The following is an 18,217-nucleotide window of genomic DNA, read 5'->3' as shown; positions in this document are numbered from 1 at the left end:
GTGCGCGGCAACAATGCCCGTGAGCTGCTGGGGTGGGCACCGAAGCGGACGTCGGTGGTGGCATGGATTCTTGAAGAGATGGTGCGAGTGACGCCGGTAGTGCCCACAGAATAAGCACCCTTGTGGGAGCGAGCCTGCTCGCGAAAGCGGAGGGCCAGGCAACATTTGTTTTGACTGGCAGACCGCATTCGCGAGCAGGCTCGCTCCCACAGTTGATCGCCAGAGATCACTCTATCTTCATCAGTTCTATAACCCCCTGTGGGAGCGAGCTTGCTCGCGATGGCGCCAGGTCAGTCAGTAATGAAGTCGGCTGATCCACCGCTATCGCGAGCAAGCTCGCTCCCACAGGTTTTGTGTTGGCATGACATCAGTCGTGTTGCACGCCCGCGCGCTTGAGCATTTGTTTGCAGCGCTCGGACAGGTGATACACGCGCAGGTGCTTGCCCGCTTTGCTGTAGCGCTCACGCAAGGTCTTGAGCGCGGCGACGGCCGAGTAGTCGACGAAGCGCAAGTGACGGCAATCGAGGGTCACCAGGGCCGGGTCGTTGGCCGGGTCGAACTGGTTGAGAAACGGCGTCGACGAGGCAAAAAACAGCGTGCCGTGCAGGCGATACAGCTTGCTGCCGTCGGCTTCCTCATGAGTGTCGGCATACAGCTCCCGGGCCTGTTGCCAGGCGAAGTTGAGCGCCGCGATGATGATCCCGCAGAGCACGGCCACGGCCAGGTCGGTGAACACCGTGATGACCGTCACTGCGATGATGACCAGCACATCATTGGCCGGCACTTTGTTGACCACTCGCAACGAGGCCCAGGCGAACGTCTGCTGCGCCACCACGAACATCACGCCCACCAGCGCCGCCAGCGGAATGCGCTCGATCAACGGCGAGAGGAACAACACGAACAGTAACACCATCACCCCGGCCACCACGCCCGATAACCGCCCGCGCCCGCCGGAGCTGAGGTTGATCATCGTCTGGCCGATCATCGCGCAACCGCCCATGCCGCCCAGCAATCCAGAGGCCATGTTGGCCGCGCCCAATGCCACGCACTCACGGTCCGGATACCCACGGCTCTCGGTGATTTCATCGGTCAGGTTCAGTGTCAGCAGGGTTTCCAGCAAGCCGACCATCGCCATGATCACCGCATAGGGCGCGACGATTTGCAGGGTTTCCAGGTTCCAGGGAATGTCCGGCAGGGCAAGCGTCGGCAAGCCGCCGGCAATGTGGGCCATGTCACCCAGGGTCCGGGTCGGCAGACCGAGCAGATAAACCGCCAGGCCAACGCCGAGGATCGCCACCAAGGCCGGCGGTACGCTGCGGGTCAGGCGCGGCAACAGGTAGACGATGGCCATGGTCAGCGCCACCAGCCCGGCCATCAGGTAGAGCGGGGTGCCGCTCAGCCAGACGCCGTCCTTCTTGAAATGCTCCAGTTGCGCCAGCGCAATCACAATGGCCAAGCCATTGACGAAACCAAGCATCACCGGGTGCGGCACCATGCGCACCAGCTTGCCCAGCCGCAACAGCCCGAACGCCATCATGATCAATCCGCCCAGCAGCACGGTCGCCAGCAGGTACTGCACCCCGTGCTGCACCACCAGCGCGACGATCACCACGGCCATCGACCCCGCCGCGCCTGACACCATCCCGGGGCGACCGCCGAACAACGCGGTCAGCGTACAGAGGATGAACGCACCGTACAGCCCCATCAGCGGGTTGAGGTGGGCCACCAGGGCGAAGGCGATGCACTCGGGGAGCAAGGCGAAAGAGGTGGTGAGGCCGGCGAGGGCGTCGGCGCGAAGACGTGCTGGTTTCATGATTTACCTGACTGGGCGCCGGTGGACCGTCGGCTGCCGGGGAGTGGTGCAAAAACAGGTGCGGATGGTACGGAATTGAGTGCGGGGCGGCCAGCCGTTGGTCGATTGTGCTGGTGAATTTGGGGCCGCTTCGCAGCCCAGCGGGAGCAAGCTCCCTCGCCACAAAAGCGATGAAAATCTTGCGCTGAATTTTCATCAACGCCGTGTCGCGTTGTCCGTCAGCGACAAGTTTTACCTCTGCGCGAAAATTACTTTCAACGGGTTTGAAGATTCTTCGTCGAAATGATTTAAGAGTTTCACAACACATCGACGTGACCCCATTCGAGGAGTAACGCATGGCACCTGCTTTCGGTTATTGGCTATTGGTCTATGCGACCATCGCTATCATCGCGCTGATCGTCCTGATCGCGCGCTACCGGCTCAATCCGTTCATCGTGATTACCCTGGTCTCCATTGGCCTGGCGTTGCTGGCCGGGATGCCGCCGTCGGGTGTGGTGGGGGCGTACGAGGCGGGTGTCGGCAAGACGCTGGGGCACATTGCGCTGGTGGTGGCCCTGGGCACCATGCTCGGCAAGATGATGGCCGAGTCCGGCGGGGCCGAGCGCATGGCGCAGACGCTGATCGAACGTTTCGGCGAGCGCAACGCCCACTGGGCGATGGTGTGCATTGCCTTCCTCGTGGGGGTGCCGTTGTTCTTCGAGGTCGGTTTTGTGCTGCTGGTGCCCATCGCGTTCACTATCGCCCGGCGTGTGGGCGTGTCGATCCTGATGGTGGGGCTGCCGATGGTCGCCGGGCTTTCGGTGGTCCATGCGCGGGTGCCGCCGCATCCGGCGGCGATGCTGGCGGTGCAGGCGTTCCAGGCCTCGGTGGGGCAGACCTTGCTGTACGCGATCCTGATCGGCATTCCCACTGCGATCATCGCCGGCCCGCTGTACGCCAAGTTCATCGTGCCGCGCATCCAGCTACCGGCCGAGAACCCGCTGGAGCGACAATTTCTCGACCGTGAACCGCGAGCCAACCTGCCGGGTTTCGGCGTGACCCTGGGGACCATCCTGCTGCCGGTGATCCTGATGCTGATCGGCGGCTGGGCCAACCTCATCTCCACGCCGGGCAGCGGTTTCAACCAGTTCCTGCTGTTCATCGGCAACTCGGTGATCGCTCTGCTGCTGGCGACCATCCTCAGTTTCTGGACCCTCGGCCTGGCCCAGGGATTCAACCGCGAATCGATCCTCAAGTTCACCAACGAATGCCTGGCGCCGACTGCCAGCATCACTTTGCTGGTGGGCGCCGGTGGTGGTTTGAACCGGATCCTGGTGGACGCCGGGGTCACGCAGCAGATCGTCGGCCTGGCCGAGGAATTCCAGTTGTCACCGCTGGTCATGGGCTGGCTGTTCGCCGCGCTGATGCGGGTTGCCACGGGTTCGGCCACGGTGGCGATGACCACGGCCTCGGGCATCGTCGCGCCGGTGGCGATTGGCCTGGGTTATCCCCATCCCGAGCTGCTGGTGCTGGCGACCGGCGCCGGGTCGGTTATCTTTTCCCACGTCAACGACGGCGGCTTCTGGCTGATCAAGGAATACTTCAATATGACCGTCACGCAGACCTTCAAGACCTGGACGGTGCTTGAAACACTGATATCCCTGGTCGCGTTCGCCCTGACCCTCGGGCTTGCGCGCGTGCTTTGACCGCCACTGCAAGGAGTCGTCATGGACATCCTCTACCAGATCCGTGCCCGTCAGGATTCCTTCAGCGCCGGCGAAGGAAGAATCGCCCGGCTGATGCTCGAAGACGTAGGCTTTGCTGCCTCCGCCAGCCTCGATGAACTGGCCCAACGGGCGGAAGTCAGCAGCGCCACCCTGTCGCGCTTCGCCCGCACCGTCGGTTGCCGCGACCTGCGAGACCTACGCCTGCAACTGGCCCAGGCCAGCGGCGTCGGCAGCCGTTTCCTCGACCCGGCCGGTGCGCCGGAGCAGTCGGCGTTTTATGGACAGATCGTCGGCGATATCGAAGCGACACTGCGCCAACATCTGTCAGGGTTCGAAGAGTCGCGATTCGGCGATGCCGTGAGGATGATCGGCAAGGCACGGATGATCCATGCGTTCGGCCTGGGTGGCTGGTCGGCGCTGTGCGGCGAGGAGTTGCAAGTGCGGCTGGTGCGCTTTGGCTACCCGATTGCCGCCTGCCGCGACCCGGTGATGATGCGCATCACCGCCACCTCGCTGAGCGACCAGCATCTGGTCATCGCCTGCTCACTGACCGGTATCACGCCGGAGCTGTTGAGTGCGATTGAACTGGCCCGCAGCTACGGTGCGGCGATCCTGGCCATCACCCGCGCCGACTCGCCACTGGCCCAAGTGGCCGATTGCGTGCTGCCCCTGCAAAGCGCCGAGACTTCCTTTATCTACAAACCCACGGCGGCGCGCTACGGCATGCTGCTGGCCATCGACGTGCTCGCCACCGAGCTGGCGTTGGCCCATCCCGAAGACAATCAAGAGCGCCTGCGGCGAGTCAAGCTCGCCCTGGACGATTACCGCGGCGGCGACGATCATTTGCCGCTGGGAGACTGACATGCTGTACGACACGCTTATCCGCAATGCGCTGGTCCTCGACGGCAGCGACACGCCCGGCTACCACTCCGACGTAGCGATCCACGGCGGTCGCATCCAACGCATCGGCGAGCTGCGCGATGCCCGGGCCGAGGAAGACATCGACGCCGCCGGCCGCGTGCTGGCGCCAGGCTTCATCGATGTACACACCCACGACGACACAGTGGTCATTCGCCAACCGCAGATGCTGCCCAAGCTCAGCCAGGGCGTGACCACCGTGATCGTCGGCAACTGCGGCATCAGCGCCGCGCCGGTGAGCCTGCGGGGCGATCCGCCAGATCCAATGAACCTGCTCGGCACGGCCCAGGCGTTCGCCTACCCACGCTTTGCCGATTATCGCGCAGCGGTGAAAGCGGCGACGCCAGCGGTCAACGTGGCTGCGTTGGTCGGGCACACGGCGTTGCGCAGTAATCATATGGACGATTTGTTGCGCACGGCCTCGGTAGGAGAAATCACCGCCATGCGTCGGCAATTGCGCGAAAGTCTGGAGGCCGGTGCCTTGGGGTTGTCCACCGGCCTCGCCTACGCCAACGCCTTTGCAGCGTCCACTGACGAGGTCATGCAACTGACCGAAGAATTGAGCGCATTCGGCGCCGTCTACACCACCCACCTGCGCAGCGAATTCGAACCGGTGCTCGAGGCCATGGACGAGGCGTTCCAGATTGGCCGTCATGCGCAGAGTCCGGTGATCATTTCCCACCTCAAATGCGCCGGCGCCGGTAATTGGGGACGAAGCCCGCAGGTGCTCGCGGCATTGGAAAACGCGGCGAAAACCCATCCGGTCGGTTGCGACTGCTACCCCTACGCGGCCAGCTCCTCGACCTTGGACCTCAAGCAAGTGACCGATGCCCATCGCATCACCATCACCTGGTCGACACCTCACCCGTCGGTGGGCGGACGCGACCTTATCGACATCGCCCGCGATTGGGAGGTGTCGCTGTTGGAGGCGGCGCGGCGCCTGCAACCGGCAGGCGCGGTGTACTACGGCATGGATGAAGGCGACGTACGACGGATCCTCGCCCACCCGTTGACCATGGTCGGCTCTGACGGTTTGCCCGAAGACCCGTTTCCCCATCCGCGTTTGTGGGGCGCTATTCCACGGGTCCTGGGACATTTCAGTCGTGACGTCGGGCTTTTTCCGTTGCACACCGCCGTGCACAAGATGACTGGCCTTTCCGCAGTACGTTTCGGCCTCAAGCACCGGGGTGAAATCCGTGAAGGCCATTGGGCGGACCTGGTGTTGTTCAATCCCCACACCATTCGGGACGTCGCCGATTTCAATGAACCTCAGCGGGCAGCCGAAGGCATTGACGGTGTGTGGGTCAACGGTGTCCTGAGCTATCGCGACGGCCAGGCGAATGGGCGCCGGGAGGGGCGCTTCCTGGCACGCGAAGGCGATCTGCGTCGAGGCTTTGGTCCATCGAATGGCGTGTAAATGGCTAATGGGGTGTTAATTGGCGTCACAATAATGGCATTGCGACACTAAAGAAGCCGGGTTTAAAGCCGAAGCATTGGAGTCAACCCATCTACACTGGGTCTTTTCAGCCAGGGAGCAACCCATGAGCTTCGGTAAAACCACCCCGATCCTGCGGATCTTCGATGAAGCCAAGGCGTTGGCGTTCTATGTCGACTTCCTGGGCTTTACCGTTGACTGGCAACACCGCTTCGGTGACAACTTTCCCCTCTACCTCCAAGTCTCCCGCGGGGACTGCGTGCTGCACCTGTCCGAGCACCATGGCGATTGCACGCCGGGCTCGGCGCTGCGGATCGAAACCGATGAGCTGGAAGCCTTCCAGCAGCAATTGCTTGCCAAGCAATACCGCTACGCCCACCCACAAATCCAGGCCATGCCCTGGGGCAGCCAGGACATGGCGATCAGTGATCCGTTCGGGAATCGGTTGGTGTTTACCAGCGCCATTAGTATCTGAACAGCATCACCTTCTGCCGCTTCTACTCCCTCCGGGACGAGGCCGTGATCCTCCTCCTCTAGGTTGATAGCGCGAGTTCCCTCGTTCAGGTCGTGACTCTGATGCGTTTTGTATTCGCTGAACGGTAGAGTGGTATCCCGCATAATCGATGGGGGTACGTCCGGTGGGTATGGTGATCGGCGTCGGAAGAATGCCGCTGCAGTTGATGCAGGCGGGGAAAGACTGGGGCGTGTTTCCCCGAAATAGTGTGTCCGTGAATATTGTCGTGTTGGACAGCATTCTTTCCGCTCTGTCCGGATAGAGCGCTACCACTGCATTGGCCAGCCGGACTTCCGCATGAGTTCCAGGGCCACCGGCACGAGTCGGCATTATCCCATCCATCTTCTCAATATGTTTTGCGATCCAGTCTCGGGTCGGTTGTTGCAATTCATGGACCTGTTCGGTCGTCCTGCTTAGCGTCGGAGCGTCCCTCAGGACATCTGCCTCTATGGTAGTGGAATGGAACAGGTTGTTTCGGGCCGAAACATATCGCTCGGACAAGTCGCTCAGATAGTCAGGGATGTTGCTGATCCGGTAGGTACCGTAATTCAAATAATAGTTGGAGGGGGTAGGGGTCTTGGCACGGCCATCGTAGGACCGGTCCACGCCTCTGTAGTTCGTCATACCGCCTTTAGGCTTGGGAAGGTTGAAGTAATCGCTGAACCCAACCTCTGTAGCCTCTACATAGCCATAGGAGTGAGCGAGAAACTCTTTACTCAGTAGCCCGGTATTAAGTTTCTGATCGGACGACTTATCGTAGTTATCCGGCATCAGTGGATCGGAGAAGTTACCTATTGCGGAGTTCATAATTTCCTGCGACCTGCTTCGTCCCCATCTTTCGAACTCTCGAAGCTCCTCCGCCCTCATCAACCCAGATGGATCGACAAACCTCACCGGGTTGTTTCCCACCATGCAATACAAGTTCAACCCGTCAACCGCCCCCGCCGGGTCGGGACTGACCCAGCGTTGCAACCACGGCGCGTAGTACCGATGCCCGTAGTAATACAACCCGCTGGCATCGCGTTCCTTGCCGGAGTAACGAATGGTCCGGTAATCGGCCTCCACGGCCGAACGGGATGCCACCCAAGCGGTTCCTCCATAGGGCAGGTAACTTTCCTGGCTGATCAGGTCGGCCTTGTCGTCGAGTTCCAGTGAGCTGGAGCCCAGGTGGTCATCAAGGCTATAGCGCAGTTGATTGGCCGCGATCCTGGACGGTCGGCCTTCGGTCCAATGCAGGTAACGCACGTTGCAGCGTCCGGCTTGCAGGGTGATGACCTCCAGGCGTTCGTTATGACGTGTGCGGATTTCGAGGCCCGGCAAGTAGCGGACTTCCTCAGTGTGGATCATTGCAGCGGCATGGGTGGTCTTGATCTTGCGCGCGCGTTGGCCACTGCTGTCGTAGGCATAGTGCTCGGTGTCGTCGACACCGTTTTCGCGCTTGACCAGCACCACACTGTCGAGTTGGTTGCGACTATTCCATGCCAGTGCCTGGCCCGGACATAGGGCCTGCATGTTGCCGTTGGCATCGAAGTCCAGCGCTATTCTGGTCGTCGTGTCGTCGCCCTGGCTCCAAGACATGAGGCGATTGCTGGCGGTGGCCACGTTCAATGTGCGGGTGTAGTTATTCCCCTCGCGAACATGACGCAGTTCGGTCAGGTTGCCGCCATCGTCGTACGTGTATAGCTCGGTAAAGTTGAACAGTTGCGTGGGGTCGAATGGAATCGTACCGGCGGTAGGAAGGGCGGGAGGCTGAGTCAGTCCGGCGGCCTCACGCCCCGTGGCGCTGGTCAACTGGTAGAGGCTGTCGTAGGTGAAGGTGCTGACGGGTTTTACCCGTTGATTGCTGTTGAAACGCTCCGGTTGGACGTTGTCGGTAATTTGCAGCACGTTCCCCACGGCGTCGTAGGTGTAGTGGAGTTCTTGCAAGGTTTTGCCAGGCACCGATGCGCTGAGCGACATCAGTCGCCCGCTGGGTGGATCGAATATCGCGCGACTCGTCACGCCGTTGCCGGCGGTTTGCGATTCGACTTGGCCGAATGCGTTGTAGACGAGGTCTTCGACAATCGTTTTTTTGGCCTCGGTGCCTTTTATTTTCAGGCTCGCGGATTTGAGTTGGCCCGCGACATCGAAGGTGTAGTGCTGTTCGTGTCGGGCGGCATCGGTCTGCTGGATAACTTGCCCCAGTGCGTCGTAGGACCAACTCGTTTTGTAGCCTTCGCTCTTTTCAAGAAGACCATCACGGTCTTTCAAGTCGGTTGGCCAGTCAGGTTGTGCAGCCTCGATCAGCATGTGCCTTGTCTGGCCAAGCGGTTTACCGCATAACGCATATTCGTCGACGATCAACGTGCCCGCGCTGTCGTCGTGGCGAATGAGCGCGCCGCATTGATTGAGCGCCGCCGACTCCTGCGAGCTGTCGCCATAGCTCAAGCACTCTACGTTACGCAGCTCTTTTCCCGCAGCTTGCTCCTCGACTGTGATCAGTCTCAGTTGGTTGTCGTAAGTCGATTGCCAGTGGTTTCCTCGCTGATCCCAACTGCGCAAAATCTGTCCGGCGTCGCCGGGCAGGTTCAGACGCCATCCGGCGTCGACGCTGTTTACTCGCAATGGTTTGCCGGACAGGCTGTAGACGGTCGCAAGATTGGCATCAGTTGCGTTGGCAAGTCGAGGGTCGCGCTGGGCAACCAGCCGCCCGGCGACGTCGTACTCTTGCCGGCTGGCGCGCATCTGGGGTTTTTCGTCTTCCTTTCTTCGGCAGTAAGCGACCTGGCGCACCGGCAGGCTGCGACCATCGACGGCGTTGATGGCGGGAGTCTTGCGATGAAGTCGTGCGCTCATGCTTCACCCCCTGCTGTCATTACTTCTTCCAGCGTGTCGTTTTCATCCTCGTCCACGGTGTACCACGGATGACGGGTCTGCCGGCGCATCCGGGAAAGTCCATTCTGTCTGGCGAGACGGGTGTGGGTAGGGCGACCCAATGCATCGTAGAACTGCTGGTCGCAATGGCCGAACTGCCGAAAGGATTTATCGTTGATGTAGCGATGCTGATCAGCAAAATAGGGACGGTAGATCCGGATCGCCAAGCCCTTGCTGTTGTATTCCACCCGTTCGCTGACGAGCCAGCGCGTTGCGGTGATCTGTTCCAGCGGTTTGCCGTCCTCGTTGAGTGTCAGTTCGCCCTTGGCATCCACGACGTAAGCGATGCCTGATTCGACCCGCTGCTTACTTTGCAGCAGGCGACCAAAGCCATCGAAGCACGTCATGGCGATGCGGATTTGTTTCTGGTCGTCATTGGGGTAACGATCGGCGACCAGTGTGGCGACGTGTATCGGCTCGCGTTTCGAGGTACGAATTTCGCGTGTCAGTTTTTTATCGTCGGCAGAAAGTACTTCGAGTTTCGACCGCCGGGCGCGAGCCGAGGCGCGAATATGCCCGGTCGGCAGTACATCACCGTTGCTCACACAGCGCGCTAGCCAGTCGGTGTCGTTCAGGGCTGACGCCGATACCTTTCCCATCCAACTGAATGGCGCGTAATAGATGGCGGTGGCGGCGTCCTGCAAAGCATCTTGGCTTTGCGTGATCGCTGCTGCCGCGCTCCTGGACGATTGCTTGAACGCTGCGACCGGTCTGAAGCCAACAGCGTTGTTGTTCTCGTCGCCGTAAAAGGTGCTGGCCAGTACCTGGCCGAAGGTATCGGCAAGGGCTTCCTGTACGTTACCGTTGGGGTCTTTGACCCATTGGGGCAGGGAGGTACGGTAATCGTATTGCGCCTTGGTCGTGCAGCCATCGGGCAGTTCGAACCCGGTTACAAAGCAAGTGTATGGGTCGTAGCTGATCTTGGTCACGCCGTGGCTGTTGCTCGGCTGCACGGTCTTGGTTTTGTAGAAGCCTTCCAAACCGGCGTAGGTCGTGAAGCCACTTTTGACTGACCACAGTGTCTTGGATGAGGTGCTGGCGGGAAGGAAATCGATCATGGGTTCATAGCCGATTTTTTTCAGCAGTGCTCCCTCAGGACGAGATCCTTCCGGTAACAGGTCGAAGGCTTGCAGGGCGTTTTCGTCCAGCTCGGCGGTTTCCAAATGGTCGACCAGGGCTTCGAAGCTGGCTTTGCCGTCTGGCAAGGTTTTGTTTGCCGAAGCCTCCTTGTAGCGGGTTACGGACAGGCTGGTGAGAACGGCCTGGGTCGTCCAGCTTGGCTTAGCGACGAGTTCGGAAATCTTCTCAAAAGAAATATCCTCCGGTGCCAGCCCTTCGGCTTCAGTCGCCTTGGGCAGTTTCAACGCGTTGGTCCGCTGGCGATAAGGTAAACCCAGGCGCCATTCCTGAGGCGTTCGCAGGTTGATGAATTCGGAGCGAGTTTGTGCCAGGTAGTAAAACTGTTGCGCCGGATCATGAGCATCCCGCCACCATTGTTGCGGGTCTGGTTCGCTGAACGGCGGGGTGTCGGCAGCCGTTTTGCGTCGGGCGTAGTGGACGTTCACACTGTGAATGACTGCACCGTACTGATCATGCTGCAAATTGATCAGGTGTTGACACTGCGGGTCGTCGCTCTGGCCTTCGTATTGATAGCTGATGGTCTCCAGCAGCAGGGGCAACAGGGAAGCATAGCGCCGCGGGCCTTGGGGTGCCTGTAGCAGACGGACCCGATAACGGTTTTCCTGGACCGAATACAGCGTCTCGTTTTTGCCTCCTGCGTATGTCTCGCTGCGCAGTAAATGACCGCTCAGGGCGCGGCAGATTTCAAGTCTGGTCGCTTCGTCTGTCGCAACAACCCGCTCGTCCTCATTATTTTCGTCGTATCGGCACAGTAAGGCTTTACCCAACGCCTTGGCTTGCGAATCGGCACCGTGATAGTCGCGTCGGTCCATGTCCAATGCCTGGCCGGTATGAAACCAGCTTTTTTTCAAGCAAGGCTCTGTGAAACCTGGCGAATCGGCATCGTTGGGATTGGTTTCATTGTCGGTTTGGATCAGCAAGCCGAAGCCACGGAACTCCCGTTCGACGCCATCGTAATAACCTTGGCGATAGGTAAACCGCTGGGTCAGGCGATTACCGGTGATCTCGTCCCTCTGGACCAGGCGCGATACCAGGTGCAGGGGCATCGGTACATGGCAGGCCAGGGACTCTTTGGCTATGACCCTCGAGGCTTTCTCGTCCAGCCATTCCTGGGCCGAGCTGCGATAAGTGATGCGGTTGGCGGCGCCCATGTTGTTGTAAGTGACGGTCAACAGATAGGGTTTTTCGTCGACAAAATCGTAGTGCCACTGTTGCGCAGGGGTCAGATGCGGCATGCTCAACACCAAGCTGGAGCAACCCAGCCCTTGCAGGTCGACGACGCTTTCCTGGCATAAATTGTCGTAGCGCAGACCGGCCGGCCAGGGCAGCTCAACTGCGGGAGCGAAGCCATTGCCACCGCGGTTCATGAAGATCAGCATTCGATCCGCTTGCAGATAGATCAGGTCGGCGGCACCGGAACCATCCAGGTCCGCGAGACGGATGCGCGAGGCATCGAAGGTGGGGTAGGCGAGGCCCGGAAAATCCAACACGATGCTTTTGCCGAATCGCCCGTGGCCCAGGTTTGGCCAACACTTCACTTCGTCGTGGCGAATGCGCACCAAGTGTTGCTGGCCACTGCCGAGCAGATCACTGAACGCCACCAGCTCGGAAGGTGACCCGTTGAATACCGGCAGGGCATCGTCATCGTCGTCGCGAGAAACCTCCCGCGCCGCGGCGAAACCATCCTCGCGCTGGTTGGCATACAAGCGAACGCTGCGTGGGCCTATCAGGGCAAGGTCGCTGAGCCCTTCACCCCTCAGGTCGGCCAGATTCCCTTTCGGACTGAAGAATTCGCTAGGAAATGCCTGGAAGGTCGCGAAGTTCGACCACTTGCGATCCGCTCCGAGCGAAAAGAAACCGCTGAGCCCCGGTTGGGCAATGATCCAGTCCAGGCGACCGTCGCCTGTGAGCTCACTCAATGTTTGGCGCAGCGTGTTCGCTGTGTCGGTGACAGGCGTCTTGGGCAGCTCTTGCCACTGACCGTAAGCCACTTCATCAGTCTTGGCTTTAGCGCGCATGGGTTCACGGTAATACCAGCCTGCGTCGCGTCGATGGAGCACGCCGGGCAACCCTTCACCGTACAAATCCACCAGTTGAAAACCCTGTTCGCCGTCGAGCACGCCCTCAAAACGTTTCCAGGCGCCAACATCGGTCAGACCGTTGAACTCGCTGTAGCGAAATTCCATGGGAGGACGACTTTGAGGCACTGCTCCGTCGCCGAACGCTTGGTCGTGCGCTGCACTCAGGAGGTTATATCCCAGGGAAGTCTCGCGGTACTCAAGCAGCACACGCCGTACGAGAACAGGATCGGCGCTCAACTCGGGGAAGCGATGAAACATCAATACCTGGCGACATAGGCGATCGGTACGTAGTTCGAAACCGTAGGCAAAGGTGGAAAACGCATCGCTACGTTTTTGCGATTGCAGGCCTGCGTAGGGCGGCTTCTCCTCATACCCGGTACTTCGCTCCCCATAGTCGAACACCAACTCGAAGTGCCATTGGTCCTGTGTGGGCGGATCTGTTTTCCAAGCGTAAAGACTGGTGTCGGCCTTCACATTGCCGTAGCGCACATGGCTCAAATAGCGTTGGGCTCCGCCATTTCCCGCGTACACATATTGAATGTGCTCGCCATGCGCATTCAGGCTTTCCTCCAACAGCCACTCACCTACTCGGCTTGCGTCTTTTGGATCTGTTCGTCGCGACTCGGGATTTTTTCCGTAGACATGCAGACTGCCATCGGCCCCGTGCACGAGCCAGAAACCCGGTGTATCCCCATCCGACGACCAATGTTCAATCCGGTCGAAGCTGCTTTCGATTCTTGGCAGGTGGCGCGTCACTGTGTAGGTCGTGCCCAGGTCCAGGTCGTTGTAGCGATTGACTTGAGTTGGACTGATGCGATGTTCGGGCAACCAGACCACGCCGTTGGGGCCGACAATCTTGTCATCGTCGTTATAGGCGGGCACGCCCTTGCTGGTGCGCCGCGCCACGCTGGGCAACGACAATCCCCAGCCAGTGCCGAATACACCGTTGCCGGCCGAACTGCTGTAATTCAGGGTCAAGGACGGAGCAAAGCCACGCCCGGGAGAAATCGGCAATCCAACCTCATAGGAAGCCGTGCCGTGGGCGCCTATTTCGCCCCACCCTTTGCCGATACTGTGGATGGCGCCGCCCCCCTTGGGCAGCGACGGCGCGGTGATCGGCAGTGCGGTTTGTTCATTCATGGCACACCTCCGCCGACCCTGGCCGTGTAGCTCACATGCACGATGACGTCGGTCAGCGAGTCGAGCAGGTCTTTTTGCGCTTCGGGGTTCGGGAACGTCAGTTGCCATTGGGAGACCGCGCCGGTGTATTCAAACGGCAGGTAGCGTTCATCGTTGAAGTTCAAAGTGAACAGGCCGTTGTCGTCGACGCCGGTGGAAAGGGCGATCTGTTGGTTGGCGCGCCGGCCCTCCATGGCTTGTGCATTGGCATCAGGCGATATGAACACTTTGCTAGAGGTCTGGGTCAGTATGGCGCGGATGTTTTCGTAAGGACCCACAACGGTCGGCAAGGAAACACTGATGGTTTTGATCCGCCGCAAGTAGTGCTTCTGATCTTTGTAATCACTCTCGAACAGTTCTTGGGACAGCTCGAATTCGCATTGGCCTTTCTTCAGTTCGGCATGCATGTCCAGCCATGGCTTGTTGATCGTTGAAGTCTTGGTCTGGTCTTTCAATTGGAGCAGTGAAATCGTCTTGCGGATCTCCAGCTCTCGCTGGTTACGGCGCAGATATTCGGCCTGCATGTTCAACAGGCTGAGTTTCAATTGCTCGCCTGCGCCAAGTCCTCGATAGGTGGTATTCCAAGTGCCGGGCTGAATGAATTGCGTGTCGAAATCGGCGATTTCGTATCGCCAGCAAGCTTCTGCGGCCAGGCACAGGCCCAGTGCCGTGTCGTAGGCCTGGCGGTAAAACAGCGCAAACCGGCTGTTCAGCCATTGGTACAGTTGTGTCTTTGTGAAGCGTTTGCTGAGAAAGTCATAATGGGTCTTGGTTTGGCTCAGGGCGGTTTCAGTCAGGCGTAGTTGCAGGCGCGTGGCGGTTTGCTGCTCGTTGAAGTGCGCCAGTTGAGCATCCACCTGGGCAAGTTCGAGTTGTGCCTGATCGTGTCCCTGCACCCATTCATCCCGGCGGCGATTGAACGATTCCATACGGTCCAGTTGCTCTGCGGCCATACGGGCCGTAAGCGCGCCGGAGTGGGCCGCTGCGCCGGCAGCGATCATCGGGCCTTCCCAACGGCTGCCGCCAAAGCAGAAACCTGCAATGTTCGGAACCAGCATCAGTCCCCCCGCAGCGACCTGACAAGACGCCGCCGCGATCTCAAGCCCGCCGCTGGCCACGTAGAACTGGGTGGCATGTGTCTCGTTTTGGCTGATGTCTCTTTCCAGCAAACCTTTGTAGTGGTCGACTCTACCTTGGACAATTGCCTTGCTGGCCAGCAAGGCCTGGTGTTGTTGGCGGTCGATGCTCAGGAACTGGCGCTGCAGGTCGACGGAGATTTTCGCCAGGTTCCAGGCTTGCTGCTGCTGTAGTTCTTGCAACTGTGCCTGTTCCTTGCGCTCGATCAGCGACAGCAGCACGGCGCCAAATTGGCTGAGGCTTTCCACCGCGCCCAAGGCCTGGCTGTGCATGACCGAGAACCGATAGTGCGGGATAGCTGTGGGCGGCACCCGTTCAATCGTATTGTCCGAAGTATTCAAGACAGCGGGACTGAGCAATACGCGAGGGTCCAGCGGCGCTGCAAATATCGGCAGATGCAGCGGCTTGCCGGCCATATCGAGGTTGTGTCGCAGGTTGTACAGACGGCTTTCTGCAATGTCCCAGCACTGGAGCAACTGCGGGTGGAACGGTAGGCGTAAATGCGGGCTATCGATGGCTGGCAATGACGCGTGCGAAGTGCCCTCGCGGACTGGCGATAAGGCCTGGGAGTGGGGCTCCGATCGTTCATATTCGCGCAAGTTCTTATTGGTCGCTTCGCTCAGCGTTTGCAGGCTGATGCTCGCCCAATCATCGATGAGTTGAACGGTCGGGCGTGGTCCCAACAGATCCAGCACCCGCACGTACCACAGCTTTGCCTCGCTGAGGCTGTCAGGGGTCAGTTCGCGGTAGGCGGCGTCGCCTCGATTGATCAGGATGTCGAGGTACAGGAAGTAGAGCGCCTTGCGAAAGTGAGCTGGATGACTGAGCGCGATCTGATGAGGGTCATGGGGCGCCTGGTCGGCATACGAAGGCGTGCTGCTATCGATTAACGGAACGGCCCTCCAGCAGTCTTCTTTGCCGCGACTTGGATCGAAGACGCGGCGCAGCCAGCGTTCGGCCTCGTCATAGCGCTGTTCGGCGTTCAAACGATGGGCGACCAGCCATGGCAAGTATAGGAACAGTTCGGTGAAGTAGCGGCCGTAAGGGCCGTGGAAGTCCATCCCGTTGTTGACGCCGTCGGGTAGGGTCGGTTCTGGCAAATGTTGTGTCGTCTAGTCGAACAACTCATCCAGGCCGTTCTCTGTACGGCGGATCAGTTCTGCGGCGAACGTGGTGTTCAACCTGATCGGCTGGCGGAGTAGGCCTCCGGCATCGCTGGTTTTGACGTCGCTATGGGTGAAATCGATAAATTGGGTGGTGCCCAGTCCGGCTGCCGATGAGGGGGTAATGCCTGGGGCCTGGAGGCGCGTAAGGATGCGGTTCAGCTTGATGGCTTTAAGGGCGGAATAGCGCTTCGTTTCCGGTTCATTGGGGTAGACAAAGGCCACCCCACAAAAAATAGTATCGCCGTTACCGCTGAGATCCTTGCTGTGCCAAGCGAACTCGAAGGACTCCATCAGCTTAGACGCGGGCTTGGACTCCGCTACCACCGTCAGGTCTGTATATGACGGCGGTTGAGTTGCCAAGGTGGTTGGCTGACGGAAAATTACATATTGAAGGTAAAGTGGTTCATCAAGATTGATGGTTGCCTCACCAAAGTTGATATCTGTGCCGTTGGCTTGCATCGTTACGTTTTTTACCGTTCCGGAAATTGAGCTGTTATTCCCGCGTCTACTTTCCGTAATCAGATGCCGTACTGCCGCTGTAGAAACAACTTTTCCTCGAAGATCTGAATTTGCGCCCAGGGTGATACCGAGCGAACGTTCAGAGTCTCTGAGCACATCAGCCAAGCCGTCGATCGTTAGTTTGTGCGGGTGCGATAGCGGGGTGTAGCTGCTGATGGTGAGTTCTGAACCCGGCTCAAGCAGCACGTAGTCTGCGTCTGGCAGGCTGCGGGCAGGAAGCACTAAGTGAAGTTGAAGTCTCGGGGATCGATCGGGCCGGGTTGCAAGTCTCAATTTGATTGTATCAGGGGGTGTATCTAAACCCGCTCCGTTGAGGACGCTGCTTGAGGTCATGCGTAGCGTCACCGCTTGGGCGGACCGGTTTTTTTCCGGTTTGATGCTTATCCATTGTTGTTGGCTTTCGAAATCCGACATGAGAGTGTTCATGTGCGTTGGGAGAGGCGCTTCATCGATTTCGATTTCTGAAAGTATTCTTGTTTGAATGCGTTGGTTGACCGCCCCTATGTGCTCTTTCTCGGTGAAGGTTGGGCTAGTAGTGGCGAGATTACTGTCGATACAAATCGTTCTATTGAAGGCAAGTTCGGTGTCGGCCTTTTGGCGGGCGTCGGTTTCGGACCCTGCTGCATACAGAGTGAGAAACAATGCACCGTGGGCGCCTTTATTGTGTTGCTCAGCCACAGTACCTATAGAAGATTTAATGGCATCAAGGTCCCTGCCACACAGCATTTTTTCCTCGTAATAACCCTGCAGGCCAACTCGCGGGGTACTCCAAATGCCATCTTGTTTTTTGAAGCAATAGCTCAAGCGCAGCAGTGGATGACTTGTCTTCGTGTTCACGGCGTCGTCGCTCGATGGGGCTGTGGAGGCCGACGAGTCCTGATGGATGCATTCGGCCCACACGACGAACAGACGATTGTTGAACCAGACAGGACGGATCGAGTATTCAACCGCACTTTCGGGAATCGGCACATCGGCTTTTTCCCAATCCGACCAGGCGAACGGATCCGGCTGATCCAGTTTGGTGGCAATGGCAGGGGGCTGCGCTGGCGTGCCGTTCAGCGGGCGTTGCGTCATGTCCAGCGAGCGCCAGAAATAGGTGTTTTCGGTGCGTGACTTGGCGATGAAATAGTAGGTGCTGTTGGCAAAGTCTTCGCCGTCGATGTAGCCATTGAGAATATTCAAATTGGCGATTTCTTCGAATCGGGTCAGGTAGCCCATGACCGCCGACTGAACCGCATCGGCCTGGAGTCGGTTCTGGTTGAGGGCGTTTTCCAGCTGCTGGAAATTGTCGCTCTTGTCGCTCCTCAGAGTGGGCTCCAGATAACTTGCCGGGAAATAAAGCAGATTCTGATGAGCCGCCCAGATGGGGTATTGATGCATCTCATTGCGCCACGTATGCCTATGCTCGGGCGTGATGCTTGCCTGGTCGTAACCGGGCTCCATATTCATCAGGATGCGGTTGATGTATTGCTGAAGGCTGGCAATGGCGCACGCCACGGGCGTGGTGGGCACGTCCTGGCTGACCAGCACGTCCAGCAGCCAATATTCATAAAGGTCTCGGGCAGTCTTGAGTCGCACTGCTCCTGGCAAGCTTTTGCCCGGCGCGATCTTGTGTAGGTAGAACGCCAACTGCGCATCGCGCAGGCTTTCATCCAGCTGCTTTTTCATGGCAACGGTCATATTCAATCCTTGAATA

7 protein-coding genes and 1 pseudogene are annotated in these 18,217 nt (G+C 59.0%); 4 read left to right on the top strand and 4 right to left on the bottom strand.

Annotation, left to right across the window (positions count from 1 at the left end; all coding sequences use genetic code 11):
• Nucleotides 1-367 precede the first annotated feature (367 nt).
• A complete protein-coding gene (locus HGO40_RS16940; RefSeq protein WP_250963944.1) occupies nt 368-1,813 on the bottom strand; it encodes a SulP family inorganic anion transporter in 1,446 nt (481 codons plus the stop codon).
• Between the two features lie 335 nt (nt 1,814-2,148).
• On the opposite strand from HGO40_RS16940, the gene HGO40_RS16935 reads away from it, so the two are divergent.
• The 4 genes from HGO40_RS16935 (at nt 2,149) to HGO40_RS16920 (ending at nt 6,347) form a co-directional block, all read left to right on the top strand.
• Nucleotides 2,149-3,498 carry a GntT/GntP/DsdX family permease gene (locus tag HGO40_RS16935; protein WP_250963943.1) on the top strand — a complete coding sequence of 450 codons (1,350 nt, stop codon included), beginning with the start codon at nt 2,149-2,151 and terminating at the stop codon, nt 3,496-3,498.
• A gap of 21 nt (nt 3,499-3,519) precedes the next feature.
• On the top strand, nt 3,520-4,380 hold the full coding sequence (locus HGO40_RS16930) for a MurR/RpiR family transcriptional regulator (protein ID WP_250963942.1): 861 nt from the start codon (nt 3,520-3,522) through the stop codon (nt 4,378-4,380).
• Between the two features lies 1 nt (nt 4,381).
• Complete coding sequence (locus tag HGO40_RS16925; RefSeq protein ID WP_250963941.1) at nt 4,382-5,854, top strand: N-acyl-D-amino-acid deacylase family protein; 1,473 nt, start codon at nt 4,382-4,384, stop codon at nt 5,852-5,854.
• 124 nt (nt 5,855-5,978) lie between these two features.
• A complete protein-coding gene (locus tag HGO40_RS16920; protein WP_250963940.1) occupies nt 5,979-6,347 on the top strand; it encodes a glyoxalase superfamily protein in 369 nt (122 codons plus the stop codon).
• Between the two features lie 6 nt (nt 6,348-6,353).
• Here the strand turns inward: HGO40_RS16920 and HGO40_RS16915 are convergent, their stop codons facing one another.
• The 3 genes and pseudogenes from HGO40_RS16915 to HGO40_RS30670 form a co-directional block, all read right to left on the bottom strand.
• Complete coding sequence (locus HGO40_RS16915; RefSeq protein WP_250963939.1) at nt 6,354-9,221, bottom strand: RHS repeat-associated core domain-containing protein; 2,868 nt, start codon at nt 9,219-9,221, stop codon at nt 6,354-6,356.
• A complete protein-coding gene (locus HGO40_RS16910) occupies nt 9,218-13,660 on the bottom strand; it encodes a SpvB/TcaC N-terminal domain-containing protein (RefSeq protein WP_250963938.1) in 4,443 nt (1,480 codons plus the stop codon). The genes HGO40_RS16915 and HGO40_RS16910 overlap by 4 nt, the downstream gene beginning before the upstream one ends.
• Nucleotides 13,657-18,201, bottom strand: a pseudogene (locus HGO40_RS30670) (Tc toxin subunit A-related protein). The gene HGO40_RS16910 and the pseudogene HGO40_RS30670 overlap by 4 nt, the downstream one beginning before the upstream one ends.
• Between the last annotated feature and the right edge of the window lie 16 nt (nt 18,202-18,217).

Source organism: Pseudomonas sp. CG7, assembly GCF_023701885.1.
Taxonomy (GTDB): Bacteria; Pseudomonadota; Gammaproteobacteria; order Pseudomonadales; family Pseudomonadaceae; genus Aquipseudomonas; species Aquipseudomonas zanjanensis.
Note: the sequence above shows the minus strand (reverse complement) of the source record. Positions and strands in the feature narration are given on the sequence as shown.